At 72.3% G+C, this 14,810-nt stretch carries 18 protein-coding genes; 7 read left to right on the top strand and 11 right to left on the bottom strand.

The window, feature by feature from the left end; translation table 11 throughout:
- Window positions 1-54 precede the first annotated feature (54 nt).
- From AB0M16_RS00090 to AB0M16_RS00080, 3 genes are all read left to right on the top strand, one after another.
- Window positions 55-993, top strand: a complete 939-nt coding sequence (locus tag AB0M16_RS00090; RefSeq protein WP_365337021.1) for an endonuclease/exonuclease/phosphatase family protein — start codon at window positions 55-57, stop codon at window positions 991-993.
- A gap of 85 nt (window positions 994-1,078) precedes the next feature.
- On the top strand, window positions 1,079-1,807 hold the full coding sequence (locus AB0M16_RS00085) for a DUF6333 family protein (protein ID WP_365337019.1): 729 nt from the start codon (window positions 1,079-1,081) through the stop codon (window positions 1,805-1,807).
- A gap of 162 nt (window positions 1,808-1,969) precedes the next feature.
- On the top strand, window positions 1,970-4,282 hold the full coding sequence (locus AB0M16_RS00080; RefSeq protein ID WP_365337017.1) for a hypothetical protein: 2,313 nt from the start codon (window positions 1,970-1,972) through the stop codon (window positions 4,280-4,282).
- 89 nt (window positions 4,283-4,371) lie between these two features.
- Here the strand turns inward: AB0M16_RS00080 and AB0M16_RS00075 are convergent, their stop codons facing one another.
- Window positions 4,372-4,971, bottom strand: a complete 600-nt coding sequence (locus AB0M16_RS00075; protein ID WP_365337015.1) for an SMI1/KNR4 family protein — start codon at window positions 4,969-4,971, stop codon at window positions 4,372-4,374.
- A gap of 223 nt (window positions 4,972-5,194) precedes the next feature.
- Between AB0M16_RS00075 and tpx the strand changes: the two genes are divergently transcribed.
- Complete coding sequence (gene tpx / locus AB0M16_RS00070; protein ID WP_365337013.1) at window positions 5,195-5,695, top strand: thiol peroxidase; 501 nt, start codon at window positions 5,195-5,197, stop codon at window positions 5,693-5,695.
- Between the two features lie 112 nt (window positions 5,696-5,807).
- Here tpx and AB0M16_RS00065 read toward each other — a convergent pair whose 3' ends face one another.
- Together AB0M16_RS00065 and AB0M16_RS00060 are read right to left on the bottom strand one after the other, a co-directional pair.
- On the bottom strand, window positions 5,808-6,047 hold the full coding sequence (locus AB0M16_RS00065; RefSeq protein ID WP_365337011.1) for a hypothetical protein: 240 nt from the start codon (window positions 6,045-6,047) through the stop codon (window positions 5,808-5,810).
- Complete coding sequence (locus tag AB0M16_RS00060; RefSeq protein WP_365337009.1) at window positions 6,044-6,586, bottom strand: hypothetical protein; 543 nt, start codon at window positions 6,584-6,586, stop codon at window positions 6,044-6,046. Before AB0M16_RS00060 ends, AB0M16_RS00065 begins: the two co-directional genes overlap by 4 nt.
- 125 nt (window positions 6,587-6,711) lie before the next feature.
- On the opposite strand from AB0M16_RS00060, the gene AB0M16_RS00055 reads away from it, so the two are divergent.
- Window positions 6,712-8,100 carry an FAD-binding oxidoreductase gene (locus AB0M16_RS00055; RefSeq protein WP_365337007.1) on the top strand — a complete coding sequence of 463 codons (1,389 nt, stop codon included), beginning with the start codon at window positions 6,712-6,714 and terminating at the stop codon, window positions 8,098-8,100.
- A gap of 343 nt (window positions 8,101-8,443) precedes the next feature.
- Here AB0M16_RS00055 and AB0M16_RS00050 read toward each other — a convergent pair whose 3' ends face one another.
- Together AB0M16_RS00050 and AB0M16_RS00045 are read right to left on the bottom strand one after the other, a co-directional pair.
- Window positions 8,444-9,502, bottom strand: coding sequence for a phosphotransferase (locus AB0M16_RS00050; protein ID WP_365337005.1), 1,059 nt, complete (start codon window positions 9,500-9,502; stop codon window positions 8,444-8,446).
- Window positions 9,503-9,581: 79 nt separating this feature from the next.
- Complete coding sequence (locus tag AB0M16_RS00045) at window positions 9,582-10,466, bottom strand: MerR family transcriptional regulator (RefSeq protein WP_365337003.1); 885 nt, start codon at window positions 10,464-10,466, stop codon at window positions 9,582-9,584.
- 65 nt (window positions 10,467-10,531) lie between these two features.
- Here AB0M16_RS00045 and AB0M16_RS00040 point away from each other — a divergent pair, with 65 nt between their 5' ends.
- Complete coding sequence (locus AB0M16_RS00040) at window positions 10,532-10,792, top strand: hypothetical protein (RefSeq protein ID WP_365337001.1); 261 nt, start codon at window positions 10,532-10,534, stop codon at window positions 10,790-10,792.
- Between the two features lie 13 nt (window positions 10,793-10,805).
- On the opposite strand, the gene AB0M16_RS00035 is transcribed toward AB0M16_RS00040, so the two are convergent.
- From AB0M16_RS00035 to AB0M16_RS00025, 3 genes are all read right to left on the bottom strand, one after another.
- The gene (locus AB0M16_RS00035; RefSeq protein ID WP_365336999.1) at window positions 10,806-11,432 is read right to left on the bottom strand and encodes a LysE family transporter; all 627 of its coding nucleotides are present in this window, start codon (window positions 11,430-11,432) and stop codon (window positions 10,806-10,808) included.
- A complete protein-coding gene (locus tag AB0M16_RS00030) occupies window positions 11,429-11,710 on the bottom strand; it encodes a DUF2087 domain-containing protein (protein WP_365336997.1) in 282 nt (93 codons plus the stop codon). Before AB0M16_RS00030 ends, AB0M16_RS00035 begins: the two co-directional genes overlap by 4 nt.
- Window positions 11,711-11,791: 81 nt before the next feature.
- Complete coding sequence (locus tag AB0M16_RS00025; RefSeq protein ID WP_365336995.1) at window positions 11,792-12,070, bottom strand: hypothetical protein; 279 nt, start codon at window positions 12,068-12,070, stop codon at window positions 11,792-11,794.
- A gap of 347 nt (window positions 12,071-12,417) precedes the next feature.
- On the opposite strand from AB0M16_RS00025, the gene AB0M16_RS00020 reads away from it, so the two are divergent.
- A complete protein-coding gene (locus AB0M16_RS00020; protein WP_365336993.1) occupies window positions 12,418-13,347 on the top strand; it encodes a hypothetical protein in 930 nt (309 codons plus the stop codon).
- Here the strand turns inward: AB0M16_RS00020 and AB0M16_RS00015 are convergent.
- The 3 genes from AB0M16_RS00015 to AB0M16_RS00005 form a co-directional block, all read right to left on the bottom strand.
- Window positions 13,325-13,618: a hypothetical protein gene (locus AB0M16_RS00015; protein WP_365336991.1), complete on the bottom strand. Its 294-nt coding sequence runs from the start codon at window positions 13,616-13,618 to the stop codon at window positions 13,325-13,327. The two genes, AB0M16_RS00020 and AB0M16_RS00015, sit on opposite strands and share 23 nt — an antisense overlap.
- A gap of 430 nt (window positions 13,619-14,048) precedes the next feature.
- Window positions 14,049-14,714: a maleylpyruvate isomerase family mycothiol-dependent enzyme gene (locus AB0M16_RS00010; protein WP_365336989.1), complete on the bottom strand. Its 666-nt coding sequence runs from the start codon at window positions 14,712-14,714 to the stop codon at window positions 14,049-14,051.
- A 1-nt stretch (window position 14,715) separates the two neighbouring features.
- Window positions 14,716-14,810 (bottom strand): adenosylhomocysteinase (locus AB0M16_RS00005; RefSeq protein WP_365337909.1); only part of this gene is annotated, 95 nt, incomplete at its 5' end.

Genomic DNA, 14,810 nt, shown 5'->3' with positions numbered 1-14,810 from the left:
CAAGATCGCCGGGGTGCTGTGGAGACCACGACGGGGAACGGGAGCGGGGAAGACGTGCGCGGATTCTGGAAGTTCTGGGGGACGGCGGCCGCCGTCGCACTGGCGCTGATCGGGGTGGGCCCGAGCGGCACGGTCGCGGCGGCCCCGCCGCCGGGCACGAACCTGCAGGTGCTGAGCTGGAACATGTGCGACGTCGTCCGCTGGGGCGGCTGCGCCGAACGCCGGACCGAGCAGAAGGTCGCGCTGCTCAAGCAGAAGGTCCAGGAGAACTACGTCCAGGCCATGCTGCTGCAGGAGGTCTGCCAGAGCACGCTGAGCGCCCTGCTGACCCAGCTCGGCCCCGCGTGGAGCGCCAACTTCACGCCGTACCACTGGTCGCAGAAGGGCGCCCTGACGGTGAGCCCCTGCGAGACCAAGCCGGGCACCAGCGAACCGCTGGACCCGAACGACGACGTCGGCACGGCCATCGTGGTCAAGGCGGGCCTGTCGGATCCGGTCGCCTACCCCACGATGCGGGCGAGCACGGAGCTGATCCCGCCGCTCCAGTGCGCGACGGCCACCTACTTCGAGGTGCGGCTCTGCGCCGTGCACTCCCCGCGCAACGACTCCGACCGGGACTTCCCCGGGCTGATGGACTACCGCGACGACTACCAGATGGCGCTCAGGGACATCGTCGAGGACCAGCCCCGGGTCGTGTTCGGCGGCGACTTCAACGCCACCCCGCCGGACCTCGGCGCGGCGAGCGCCAAGGTGTGGAAGCCCGCCGAGCTGTACGCGGGACCGGGCATCCCCGGATACGCGGAGTGCGACCAGCAGAACCACCCCGGCACCCGTACCGGCAGCGCGACCCACGACAGCGGCGTCAAGATCGACTACATCTTCGGCAGCCTGCCGGGCCGGTGGTGCATCGTGGAGCCCAAGGCGCCGGAGGGCCAGACGAACCTGTCCGACCACCGGTACCTGATCTACAGCGTGGCGGTGGCCACCGGCTGACCCGGTGGAAGGCCGGCGTCGAGGGCCGGGCCCCGGACCACCGGCCCCGGCACCTCCTCCGCACCGAGCCGTTACCGTGACCGCCATGACCGATACCTTCTGGACCCGCCCCGCGGACACCCGGGTGTCCGGCTCGGGCGAGTGCACGCTGACCGTCCTCACCCCACCCTTCCCGGACTCGATCGGCTCCTTCCCGCCCCACGACCCGGTGCGCGCCCGCGCGTTCGCCGAGTCCTTCCCCACGGTGGAGCGCATCGTGGAAGACCTCGGGGTCATGCCGGCGGACCAGGTGCCCGAGCCCGGGACCCGCGAGGGTCTGGACGTGATCGCGGTGGGCTGCTGGGGCGGGGTGACCTGCGTGTCGGACCCGGCGCTCGCGGACGACGGGACGGACTGCGCGGTACGCGAGGAGGCGCGGGCGCTGCACCGGCGGTACCCGGGGTCACTGGTGGTCGGATCGGCCCACGTGGACCTCGGGGAGGACCACGTCGAGGACGTCGTCCTGCTGCCGGACGGCACGCTGCTGCACGCCTCGGGATACCCGGGCTTCGAGGACCCGTGGGAGAGCCAGGGGGATCCCCGCGCGGTCCTCCGCGCGCTCGGGGTGGACGTCGACCTGCTCGACGAGGACACCCGCGAGGACCTGGGCCTGGACGGCGAACCCCACCTCACCAACTGGGAGATGGTGATCTCCCTGGCCCTGCAGGACCGGGACCCCCGGCGCCAACCGCACCTGGACGTCTCCGTGTTCCGGGTGCGGCACACCCGGGCGTACACGGCGACCATGGAGGAGATGTGGCTGTCCCGCCACTGACACTGCACACCTGTGCGCGAGTTGGTCGCCGACACGCCGATATCTCCATACGCGGAACGGACGTTGCGCCCTAGGGTGGGTTGCTCTGCGGCGCCAACGACCACGGGGGCCCCTGGCGCCGCACCGACCCAAGGTCTTCCTGGGCTCCCGGGAGAGTTCACCTTGAACTACCCGATATCCGTGTCCCGCGGCCGCGCCACGCGCGTCGCGGTCGCCGTCGCCTGTGCGGGGGTGCTGTCCTTCACCGGGCTCACCCCGCTCACCGGCGAAGCCGTGGCGGCGCCGAAGCAGGTCCGCTGCGACGACAAGTACAACCTGCGGGGCAAGAACATCACGCCCGCCACCGAGTTCCCCGGGGACGCCTCCCGCATCAAGGCGAAGTGGGACTCCTACCGCTTCCCCAACCAGCGTCACGCGATGGACGGCCTGAAGCTGCCCACCGACGTCGCCCAGCAGAAGGCGTTCCTCGCCCGCTACGACAAGCCCTACAAGGAGTACGCCGAGGGCACACCGGAGCGCGTCTACGCCACGTACAAGAAGTACATGGAGGACAAGCGGTGGAACGACCAGAAGTACGGGTCGTTCGACAACTGGCTCAACGACGCCTACATCGAGCTGGAGGCGCGCCGCACCCGCGGTGACGCCTTCGAGGCCAAGGTCGTCGAGGACATGGGCCTCGTCGGCCCGGACTGGCTGTGCCAGGAGTACGTGGAGTTCGAGCGGGACGCCAACGGCAAGCCGCAGTACCGCAAGTACGACGCGGTGAACTACAAGCGCGGCATCTTCGTCGAGATGAAGTCCGGCGGGGACAACGACGGCAGTCAGACCCCCAAGGACCGCAAGCTCCTCACGAGCGACAAGTACAAGGACTTCAAGATCCGGTTCGCGTTCGGCGAGGCCGTCTCCGACGACACCCGCAACCGCATCAGGAACATGAACCTCAAGATCGGTCCGGACGCCAACGGCAACAACCGCGTCACCGGTTACGCGCACCACTCCACCGCCACGCCGGACTACAAGGCCGGCAAGTGGACCAAGCCGGGCACGCTCATGACGCCCACCCCGGGCCAGTCCCCGGCCTCACCGGGCACGGACAACATCAACCGGTCCCAGCCCACCCCCAACGACGCCCGCCGCCAGCAGGAACGCGCGAACGCCGCGAACCGCAACGGCTCGGGCGTGAAGGGCCCGGGCGGCGTCGACTTCACCACCCTCGACCTGCGCTACGTCGGCAAGCCCGTCAAGGGCAAGGGCCTCGACTACTCCTTCTCGGCGAAGGAGGTCACCGACGGCAAGCCCGGCTGGGGCGGCCAGGAGAAGGCACAGCTCATCTCCGACTCGTTCTTCACGTGGATGGCGCTGACCCCGGAGAAGTTCTGGGTCAACCTCAACCCGGACGAGCCCGACCGGGTCATGGACAAGCAGTTCGGCAGGACCGACGCCGGGCGGGTGCTGCTCCAGGCCGACCTGGAGATGAAGCACGACTACGCCAAGCTCATGGACCCGCGCGAGGGCCTCGGCAAGCAGTACTCGGACGCGATGCGCGAGGCGGGTGTGCCGTGCGGGACGGTGACCCGCAACTGGATCGTCCCCAAGACCGCGGTGGTCCGCGTGGACGACAGCGGCATCTACATCCTCGACGCCCCGCTGAAGGTCAACTCCGAGGCGTCCGAGGTGGAGACCCCGGACCCGAACGGCGTCGACTGCAAGCTCACGCCGGCCCAGCGCAAGATCTCGGAGGACCTGGTCAACCGGATCATCATTCCCGAGGTGGAGCGGCGCGTGAACAACGCGCCGAACTACGCGGACCTGCGCCGGGTCTACACGGCCCGGGTGGCGGCGGAGTACGTCCGCCAGCAGGACCAGGCGGCGGCGACGGACTTCCGGCCGGTCATCAACAGCAACGACGTCACCAAGTGGCCGCTGCGCGGGGCCAACAGGACGTGGACGCCGAAGCAGACCTTCGACGACTACGTGAAGTCGTTCACCAAGGGCGACTACTCCTTCCCGTGCGAGGTCAACGGCCAGAACAAGATCTGCGTCATGGGCGGCGTCGACTTCTCCAAGGCGCCCAAGCGCAACGTGACCCGCGCGGAGTTCACCACGCAGCACCGGCACCTGCCGCGGACCACGAAGACGTCCACCAAGGCCATGACCGACGACGCCGAGACCGAGGACACCCTCTTCCTCGGCGGCAACACCAAGGACAGCGGCGGCGGTACGCACCCGACGCCGACCCCGAGCCCCACGGACGGCCCGAAGCCGACGGACCAGCCGTCCACGCCGGCCCCGTCCAGCCCGGCCCCGTCCACCCCGGGCCCGAGGCCGAGCGATGACCCGCAGCACCCCGGCGGCGACCTGGCCGACACCGGCGCCGGCGCCCCGGTCGGCCTGATCACCGGCCTCGCCGCGCTCCTGCTCGCCGCCGGTGGCGGCCTGGTGTGGTGGCTGAAGCGCCGCAGGACCACGACGTAACGCGTCGATCCCGCACACGGCCTCGGCCCCGGACCGCACCCAGCGGCCGGGGCCGACGCCGTCCGCCGGGGCGGTCACGGCGGGCCGGATCACCAGGGAGTCATGCTCATGCCCTGGCCGACCCAGTCCGCGAAGGACACGGGCCGGCCGCCCCGCTCCAGGGGGAGGATCAGGTCGCAGGTGGCCCGGCCGTCGAACCACATCTCTCCGCGGTGCGGACCCGTGACGACGAGGAGGGTGGAGAAGCCGCAGCCGCCCTCCTTGATGTAGACGGCCCCCGCCGTCTTCCGCTCCTGCAGCACCCCGCACTCGGCGTCCCACATCTCCCAGGCCTCCGCGTCCTCCCGCGGCGGCTCACGCCCGTCCAGCTCGTCGTCGTACGCGCGGTACGAGTCGGGGTGCGGAAAGGGCTCGGTGAGCAGGTCGTAGTTGGTGTCGGTGTCGCCGTACCAGCCCCAGCCGTCCGGGCCCGGACCGAGGCGGTTGATCCGGTGACCGGCACTGACCCGCAACAGATGGTCCCGGTACTCCTCGGGGAACGTGATCCCGAGGTCCGCCTCCGCCCCCCGCACGTCCGCCTCGGACAGCGGCGCCGGGGGCCGGTCCGCCCCCCTGGCGTGAGGCCGCGCGGGCTCGAAACGGCGCCCCCGCGCCAGGCGCAGGTACTCCGCCGTCCAGTCGATGCTCATGGCCCGAGGGTAGACACTCCGGCCTGCCCGCCCTCACCGTGCTCGGCCCGTCCCGCCCGACGCACGGCCCGGGGTCTCCGTCCGCCTCCCACCCCGTGGCCGCCTCGCCCGGTATTCCCTCGCCCAGGAGGTCGTCGACGCCCGTTCCGGTCAGCGAGATGCGGATTCCACGGGCAGTACGATCGGGACCGACGTCAGCATCATCCGATGAAGGAGATTCCTCATGGCGCAGGTCGCGCTCAAGGGCAACCCCGTAACGGTCGACGGCTCCCTCCCCGCGCAGGGCAGCCAGGCCCCCGAGTTCACCCTGGTCGGCGAGGGTCTCGCGGACAAGTCGCTGAAGGACTTCGCGGGCGTGCGCAAGGTCCTCAACATCTTCCCGAGCGTCGACACCCCGACGTGCGCCTCCTCGGTGCGCGCCTTCAACGCGAAGGCCGCCGACCTGGAGAACACCGTGGTGCTGTGCATCTCGGCGGACCTGCCCTTCGCCCAGGCCCGCTTCTGCGGCGCCGAGGGCCTGGAGAACGTGCAGAACCTCTCCACCCTGCGCGGCCGTGACTTCCACACCGCGTACGGCGTCGCGATCGCCGACGGCCCGCTGGCCGGCCTGACCGCCCGCGCCGTCGTCGTCCTCGACGAGGACGACAAGGTCCTCCACACGGAGCTCGTCAACGAGATCGCCGACGAGCCGAACTACGAGGCCGCGCTCGCCGCGCTGAAGTAGGCCCGAGCGGCACCCACCGGGGCCCGTCCGGCGCACCGCGCCGGGCGGGCCCCGGACGTTCCGCGCCGCCGAGCACGGCGGTGTTTCCCGCCCCCGGACCGGTACGACCGGCCTACGATCGGCAGATGGGCATCAGCAGCGGTCGCAGCCGTCGGAGCTCCGGCTCCTTCCTCTCCCTCTGGTCGAAGGACTCGTTCCTGTCGATCGGGTCCGTCGGGTCCTTCATGTCCATCGGGTCCGTGGGCTCCGCGTTCTCGATCGGGTCCGTGGGGTCGTTCCTCAGCGTCGGGTCCCTGCTGTCGGCGCGGTCGGCGCTGGCCGTCATGTCGTGGCGGTCCACCGGTGCCGTCATGAGCTCCCGCAGCCGGCGACCGGGGTCACCGACAGCACGTCCGTGACCGCGATGTCGATCGTTCGGCCCTGGACGCTCAGGGCCAGGGCGCCGCTGCCGCGGGTGAGCTCGCCGCACACGGTGCCGGCGGACGTGGTGACCTCGACGGTCGTGGCGGTGGAGGAGGCGGAGGCGTCCGGGGCGGGCCACCAGGAGCTCGTCGCCGCCAGGGCCGTGAGCAGCACGGTCACGAAGGTCAGCACGAGGCCCGTGCGCAGGCGGCGGGCGGCGTCCGCGGGGGCGTCCGGGGTCGCCGCGTGCGGCCAGGCGGTGCGCCCGACGAGGTAGACCGCGAGGCAGGCCAGGAGCAGGGCGAGCAGGACCAGCACGCCGGCCACCGCCTCGACCCCGCGCGGGGCCGGGGAGCCGGAACCGCCGGCCTTGAGCGCTCCGCACAGGCCGACGAAGCCCAGGGCCGCGAGCTGGAGTGTCAGCCAGCCGCGGGCCGAGGCCTGCACCTCGTACGTACCGACCTCGCCACCGCCGCCACCGTCGCTCATGGGCGCAAGGATGCCGACGTCAGGGTCCGGGAGGCGGGGTGCCACGCCGAGGGGCAGACTGGAGGTGGGCCCCGACGGGCCCTTAGCGCGGCCGTCGTCGACAGGGGGAGCCCTGGAGGATGGTCATGGGCGGCACGGCTGTGGAGACACTGCGGGAGCTGTTGCGCGGCGAGGTCATCGGCCCCGAGGACGCGGGGTACGACGAGGCCCGGGAGATCTACAACGCGATGATCGACCGGCGGCCGGCCGTCATCGCCCGCTGCGCGGACTCGACGGACGTACGGGCCGCGGTGCGGTACGCCCGCGAGACCGGCATGGATCTGGCGGTGCGCGGCGGCGGGCACAGCGGCGGTGGCCTGTGCCTGGTCGACGGCTCGCTGATGATCGACCTGTCGGGCATGCGCTGGGTGCGGGTCGATCCCGAGGCGCGGACGGCCCTGGTGGGCGGCGGTAGTCAGCTCGGCGACCTGGACCACGAGGCGCACGGCTACGGGCTCGCGACCCCCGCCGGCGTCATGTCGACGACCGGGGTCGGCGGGCTGACCCTGGGCGGCGGGCACGGGCACCTGACCCGTGCGTACGGGCTGACCGCCGACAACCTGCTCGCGGCGGACGTCGTCCTCGCGGACGGCTCGACGGTCACCGCTTCGGCGGACGAACACCCGGACCTCTTCTGGGCCTTGCGCGGCGGCGGCGGCAACTTCGGCGTCGTGACCGCCTTCCGCTACGCACTGCACCCCGTGGAGAACGTCGGGCTCGGCGTCACCCTGTGGGAGCCGGAGCACATCGGGGCCGTGCTGCGCTGGTACCGCGACTTCCTGCCGGCCGCGGCGGAGGACCTGAACGGCTTCTTCGCCATCCTGCGGGTGGCGCCCGGACCGCCGTTCCCGGAGGAGATCCACGGCAGGAAGATGTGCGGCGTCGTGTGGTGCTCCACGGGCGCGACGGACGAGGAGAGCCTGGCGAAGACCTTCGCCCCGGTCGCCGAAGCCGCCCCGCCCGCCTTCCACTTCGCGACCCCGGTCCCGTACCCGGCGATCCAGGCGATGTTCGACGAGCTGATCCCGAAGGGGCTGCAGTGGTACTGGCGCGGTGACTTCTTCGACCGGATCACGGACGGCTCGATCGACGTGCACCGCACCTTCCTGGAGAACATCCCGACCGCGCTGTCGACCATGCACCTGTACCCCGTCGACGGCGCGGCCCACCGTGCCGGCCCGATGGACACGGCATGGGCGTACCGGGACGCGATCTGGTCCGGCGTGATCGGCGGCATCAGCCCGGAGGCGTCCGACGCGGAGAGCATCCGCACGTGGGCCGTGGACTACTGGGAGGCCCTGCACCCGCACTCGATGGGCGGCGCGTACGTCAACTTCCTCGGCGCGGACGAGGGCGGCGACCGTGTCCGGGCCACGTACCGCGGGCACTACGACCGGCTGGCCGAGGTGAAGCGGACGTACGACCCGGACAACGTGTTCCACCACAACCAGAACGTGGTGCCGGCGGGCAGCTGAGAGGCGTCTCCCTGGTCCGGCCGTGTCTCCCTGATCCGGGCCGCGCGGGCGCCGGTGCTCATCGGGCGCCCGCCTCGGCCCGGGTGGCGGCGACGCAGCGGGTGGTGAAGAGCATCGGGAGGACGAAGCCGGCGGCCTGGACGAGCGTGGCGCGGTGGAGTGGCCCTGGCCGGCGTGTGTGGGCAGCGCGAGGGCGGTCGCGATGCGCCGGGAGTGGGCGGCCGGGCAGCTGCGCTGACACCGGCGGCCGGAGGCACGCCGAGGCGAAGGCTCGATCCGGAGACCGGACCGGGCCTTCGCGTCGGCGAGCCGGGAGCGAGGGTCAGGGGCTGGGCGCTGGGGACTAATACCAAGGGCGGGCGTCATGCGTGGGCAGAGGACGCAGTGTCGGCCAGCGTACGAGCAGGCGGTCGGCCAGGGCGGAGCTGAGGCGGCCGACGGCGTGCAGGTGATCGTGGTCGCGGGTCATGTCGGCGACCACGCCCAGGCGGTGGACGAGCCGCTCACGGGCGGAGACGTAGCCCCACTCGAAGTCCTCGGCGGGCACCCGGGCGAGCTGGTCGACCGTCCCGCGGTGAGCCCGCTCGACGAGCGCGTCGCCCTGGATCAGCCAACCTGCGCACGCGTCGGCGAGGTCACCCGGCGCGTCCTTCCCGGTGAGGCCGCGCCAGGTGGTCCGGTAGACGTCCTCGACCTCCGCGAGCGGGGCCGCGGTGACCGACATGGCACACCAGCAGGTGGGGAAGCCGATGCGGAAGTAGGCGAGTTCGATGAGGCCGTTGCCGAGCGAGGCCCGCTCGAAGTCGACGAAGCGGACGCCGTCGGCGGTGCGCAGATCATTGCCGGGGCAGGGGTCGCCGTGCAGCAGCGCATGGTGCGAGGTGGGGTCCAACCGCTCCAGGAGATCGGCAAGTTCCTGGGGAACCGTGGACGGTACGGGCACGTCGAGCGCCCTGGCCAGGGCGAGGAAGGACTCCGCGTCGGTGGCCGTGGGCCCCGACCAGACCGGTAGTGCGCCCGCGTCGGCGGGCCCGGTCAGGGCGTGCAGCCGGGCGAGCGACTCGGCGTACCCCGGCATCCAGTCGTCCGTCCTGCCGAGGTCGTCCACGTGCTCGAGGACCATCACCCGCGAGGACGGGTCCGTGGCGAGCACCGCGGGGGCCACTGCGGGCCCGGAGGCCCGCCCCGCCAGGCGCAGGCCGGCGACCTCCCGCGCGAAGCGTGTGTTCGCGTCGGCGCCCGTGTCCCCGCCGTCGGTGATCTGCTTGACGACCACCAGCCGCCGATCGGCCAGCCGCACCCGCCACACCCGTGACCGCGGACTGCTGTCCAGGAGCTTGGTCTGGTTGGGGGTGCCCACGGTGGAGAGCAGCGCCTCGTTGAACGGAACCCGGTTCAGCATGCCGACGAGCGTAGCCGTCGCTTCGCACGCGCGAGCGACGCCCGTCGGCCCCGCCGAAGTCCTCCCTCGGAGCCTGGGCCTAGACCCCGCCCCCCTCCGACCGCTGCTCCTCGAAGGGCCACGCGATCTCCAGGCGGTTGTCCGGGTGGTCGGTGGTGCCGGTCCAGCGCTGGAAGACCATGCGGACCGGTCCCGCGAAGGCGAAGCCGTGTTCGGTGATCCAGTCGGCGACGGCGTCGTAGGCGGTGAGGATCTCCGGGAAGCCGGCCGCGCGGCCCTGGATCTCCGTGGTGGCGAAGGCGTTCTCCGGAAGTTCCCGGACGTACGTGCCGTCCGGGAGCTCCTCCGGGGGCTGGGCGCCGTCCGCCCAGAACGGCAGGCACGCCTCCACCAGGGCCTCGTTCTCCTCGTCGCACACCCCGTGGAAGCGGACGAACGCGGGCCCGGTGAAGGTCAGCGGGCCGCGCCCGGCGAGGGCGTACAGCTCTTCGTAGGCGGTGCGCAGAAAGGTGTCGAGGCCGGCGTTCGTGAGGGTCGCGGCGCGCACGAGGACGCGCTCGGCGGGGTTCTGCCGGACGGTGACGCGGTGGGTCATCCCTGCTCCTTCGGTCAGTCGGGTCACCAGGCCGTGGACGACGGACCGCTGGACCTCCAGGCGCCGCTCGGCGGCCCGCAGGTGGGCGTGCAGCGCCGGCGCCAGCTCCTCGCCCGCGACGGCGCGGGCGAGGAGCTCCCGCACCTGCTCGATGGGCATGTCCAGCTGCCGCAGGGCCCGGATGAGCTGGGCCGAGCGGACCTGGTCGCGCCGGAAGTAGCGGTAGCCGCTCCCCGGGTCGACGTACGCCGGAGCGAGCACACCGCTCGCGTCGTAGTGCCGCAGTGCGGTGATCGTCAGGCCACTGGCCTGGGCGAACTGCCCGATCGGCAGCAGGTCTTCTCGGTTCATCCGGTCCGTCGTGTCCACGGCGACGACTCTGGTGTCTCGCGTCGCCCGAGAGTCAAGCGGTCGCGGGGACCGGGGCCAGGAGCGTGGTTGCCGTCGTCGCTCACGGAGGCGACAAGTCAACCTTCGCCTGGGCTCCGGCCCTGGACGACCCATGGCCGGAGATCATCGCGGTCCAGCGCGACCTGGTCCGGATCGGTCACCATCGCGGCCCGTCCCCCATGGACATCCTGATCGCGCTGACGGCCCAGCAGCACCGGATGACGCTGATCCACGTCGACGACGACTTCGGCGCCATCGCCGAGGTGCGCCCCGACATCTCGATGCTCCGGCTCGACACCCGCTGAACCCTCTGAACCCCTACCCCACCAGCCGTACCGCCAGGACCACGATCAGCGTGCTCGACGCCAGGGCCGTGGCCAGGCGGCCGCGCGGGCCCGTGAGGGTGCGGCCGAGGAGGCTGCCGCCGGTGGTGAGGAGGAGCTGCCAGCTGGCGGAGGCCAGCAGGGCGGCGGCGGCGAAGACGGTGCGCTCCGCGACCGTGGACGGGGCGTCGGGGCCGGTCGCCAGGACGAGGGCCGCGAAGTAGACCACCGTCATGGGGTTCAGGATCGTGATGCCCAGGAAGGTGACGTAGGCACGGACCGGCGTCAGGGCCGTCGTGCCGTCGTCGCGGGAGGCGAGTGACCCGGCGCGGTAGGCGCGGACGGCCGTGAGGCCCGCCCGTACGGCGAGGATCACCAGGACCACCGCGGAGGCCCAGCGCAGCGGGGTCGTCACCGGGGTGAGGAACGGGACGAGGGCCGAGCCGCCCGCGACCGCGAGGAGGGCGTAGACGCCGTCCGCGGTGGCGACGCCGAGGGCCGCGCCGGCGCCCGTGCGCCAGCCGGTGCGCGCCGTGACGGCCACCAGGTAGGCGCCGACCGCGCCCACCGGGATCGCGATGCCGTAGCCGGCCAGGAGGCCGGCCACCGCCGCGGTGATCACGCGACGGCGGGGGTCGCTCCTACGGGGGCGCCGGGCTGTCGTCGGTAGGCCGAGCCGTCCTTCGTACGGGCCAGGTGCCCGCCGATGACGAGATAGCGGCGGAGGGCCGGGAAGTCGTCGTGCACGGTCTTGAGGGCCTCGTTGACCTCGCGCTCGGTGTAGACGCGGGTCGGCTCGAAGAGGGTGCCGGCGAGGTGGTCCAACAGGGCGGCCCGGCGCGCGGGCCTGCGCGGGATCGCCTTGAGGCGCCCGTCGGCGGCGAAGAGGTCGGCAGTCATGCGGAGCAGCGTCCCGCCGGGGACCGCCCGCCCGCAACGGAATTACCCGGCGCGTCCGCGGCCGGCGGCGGGACGCCCGGTCTACTTGACGATGACGTTCACGAGCGGGTCGACCCTCGGCATGACCGGTGGCATCCCGGTCTCCTGCATGATCGGCGTCGCCTGCTCCACGAAGGCCCGGAACGCCTCCTCCGACTCCCAGAAGTCGACCACCCGCCAGCCGCCCGTGCCGTCCGGACCCGCCGCGTGGGCGATGAGCCCGGGGGGCGGGAACCACGACGCGGAGGTGATCCGCTCGTTGGTGCGCTCGTACATCTCCTGGGTGCCGCCGGGGATCTCGACGGTGACGATGACGGCCATGGTGCTGCTCCTGTACGCGCGTGGGGCGAGGGTCCCCGCCAGCACACCAGCCGCTCCCCGCGCCCGCACCGCCACCGCGACCGAACGGGCTATGCCGATGGGCCTCGTCCCGTCCGGGACGCCGGGTTCAGAGCATGTGTCCGCCGAGTTCCGGGACGGACACGGCATCGCGCGCTCCAGCCCCAACAGGGCAGAACCCGCGCCGGGTTGGCGCCCGCTGATGGCGCGTCACTCGCACGGGGCATATTCACTCGCCGCGTCCATACCCTCACGCTCCGTGCGGTACGGTTCACGCAAAACGGCCCCCGCGATGGTTCGCACCCATCGGCGAGGGCCTCGACCAGCTAGTGGAAGACGACTCCACCGTGATCTACCGGAACTTTATCGCGCCCCCGCGCGCCTTCACCCAGTTCTCCCACGAGATCATCCGCCATCCGCGGCTCAGCTCCGACGCCGTACGCCTGCTGACCTGGCAGCTCTCCCTCCCTCGCGGTACCCGCGAGTCGTTGTCGCGGACCGCCGAACGTGCCCGGATCGGGTCATGCGCGTTCACCCGGGCCAAGCGGCAGCTCAAGGAGGAGGGGTTCGTGCACGAGCGGCGGGTGCAGGTGGCCGGGGGGCGCTGGGTGACCCAACAGCTCGTCTCCAGTTCGCCGTTGAGCGCCGCCGAGGCCGTCAAGATCCTCGCCCGGACGCCCGTCCCGGCCGGCGACGTCGACGTGTCTCCGCAGGTGGCGCCGAGTGCCCGGATCCCGGCCGCCGGTGATCCGGCGGGCCCGTCGACCGGCGGTCATCCAGACAAAGATCCCGGAGAGGACACCTCCAACCGTCCGGCCGAGCCCGGCGCAGCGCCCGCGGAGGAGTGCGGGCGGCTGGGAGAGGCCCGCGCCCTCGTCGGCGCGCTGCCCCTCCTCTCGCCCGCCCTCCGGCACATCCCGCCCGGCATGCGCGACGAACTGACCCGGCTCGTCGCCCGGTGGCTGGCCGCCGGGCACACCGCCGCCGGCGTGCACGAGCACATCCTGCGCGGACTGCCGCCGGCCGGGACTCCCGTGCACCGGCCGGGCGGGCTGTTGCGCTACCTGCTCCGCGAGGTCCCGGCCAGGGCGGCAGCGGCGCCGGCGCCGCCCGGCCCGCGGCTGTCGGCGCGGCTCGCAGGGGCGCGGGAGTGCACGGGCGACCATGTGCAGCCGATGCTGTTCCGGCCCGTCGCCGACGAGTCGCTGTGTGCCGCGTGCAGTCCCGGTGGGCGGCCTACCGTCCCAGCCGGTACCTGACCTTCTTCACGAGCTCCTGCAGGTCGGGCGCCCGCAGCAGGCTGTAGTGGTCGGCGTCCAGCTCCACCACCGCCGGCGGGCGTGTCGACCAGCCCGTCACGCCCTCCAAAAAGGAGTAGTCGTCGCCCCGCGCCTTGAAGATCGTGACCGGGCAGGACACCTGGCGCTCGGTCAGCTCCTGGAACGTGTAGGTGAAGTCGAAGGTCTTCTCGACGATCGCGATGATCCGGGCGACCAGGTCCGGGTCGAGGGACGGGAAGCTCTCCGCCACGTACGTCGCGAAGCCCGCCGCGTCCGTCGCCGGGACGTCCTCGAGCGCGCCCGCGAAGACCGAGTACAGGATCTGGGTGAAGCCCGGGTTCTCGTACGAGGTGCGCCTTGGTGTCGACCTTGCCGTTGGCGGACAGCGGCAGCCGGTCCAGGACCACGACCCGGTTGGGGATCATGTAGTCGGGCAGGTGGTGGACGAGGTCGTCGCGGATCATCTCCGCGGGGCCCTTCATGTGGACGGTGTCCTCGTACATGCCCTCGCTGAGCCGCTGCTCCTCGCTCACCCGGCCGCCGACGAAGAAGTACGAGGGGCCGGTCTCGCGGCCCGCCGCTGTCAGGACCTCGTCCATGCGGCGCGCGGCCGGCAGCGGGTTGCCGGACATGGGTGAAAGGGGCGGGCCCCGGTCCTCGGGGACCGGGGCCCGCCACCCTCAGCGGTAGATGAGTAGTTCCTGCTCCGTCGCACCCGTCAGTTCGTAGCGGGTGCGGACCAGGGGGCGACCCGCATAGATGCGGATCAGCGTGGCCGCGTCGCCGTGGAAGCGGGCCGGGGCGCGGCCCTCGATCGCGTTGCCGAGGTCGACCTCGCCGCCCCGGTCCGCGAGCACGCCGACCAGGCGGGGGGTCTCCCTCCTGCGGCTGGTGACGGACAGCAGCGGCAGCGCCAGGTCGAGGGCCTCGCCGCAGTACGCGCCGGGTTCGCCGATGGCCTCCCGTACGTCTCCGGCGTGCACCCACTCGCCGAGCGCGACCGCGTCGAGCCGGCCGTCCTCGTGCCCGGCGATGACCGGGCCGGCCTCGGTGAGGCCTCGCTCCAGCTCGTCGAGGACCCGGTCGAGCGGCCAGTCCTCGCGCTCGGCCACGTCGCGGGCGTTGGCCTCGGGCAGGAACACGCCCTCCTCCAGGCGGCCCTCCACGATCCGTACGAGCGCCGCCCCGCAGTGGGCGATCACCTGCCGGACCGTCCAGCCGGGGCACGCGGTGCGGAGCCCGTACGCCGCCACGGGCGTACGCCGCAGCAGCGGCATCAGCAGGTCCCGCTCCGTCCGCAGGAGCCGGTCCGGCAGCCAGGGGTCACGTTCGTCGTCGGTACACATCTCAGTAGCGGTAGTGGTCGGGCTTGTAGGGGCCGTCGACGGGGACGCCGATGTAGGTGGCCTGGTCGGGGCGGAGGGTGGTGAGTTTGACGCCGA

The organism is Streptomyces sp. NPDC051921, from assembly GCF_040680975.1.
In the GTDB taxonomy this organism is placed as follows: Bacteria; Actinomycetota; Actinomycetes; order Streptomycetales; family Streptomycetaceae; genus Streptomyces.
The sequence above is the reverse complement of the archived record's forward strand: the minus strand, read 5'-3'. Positions and strand labels throughout refer to the sequence as shown.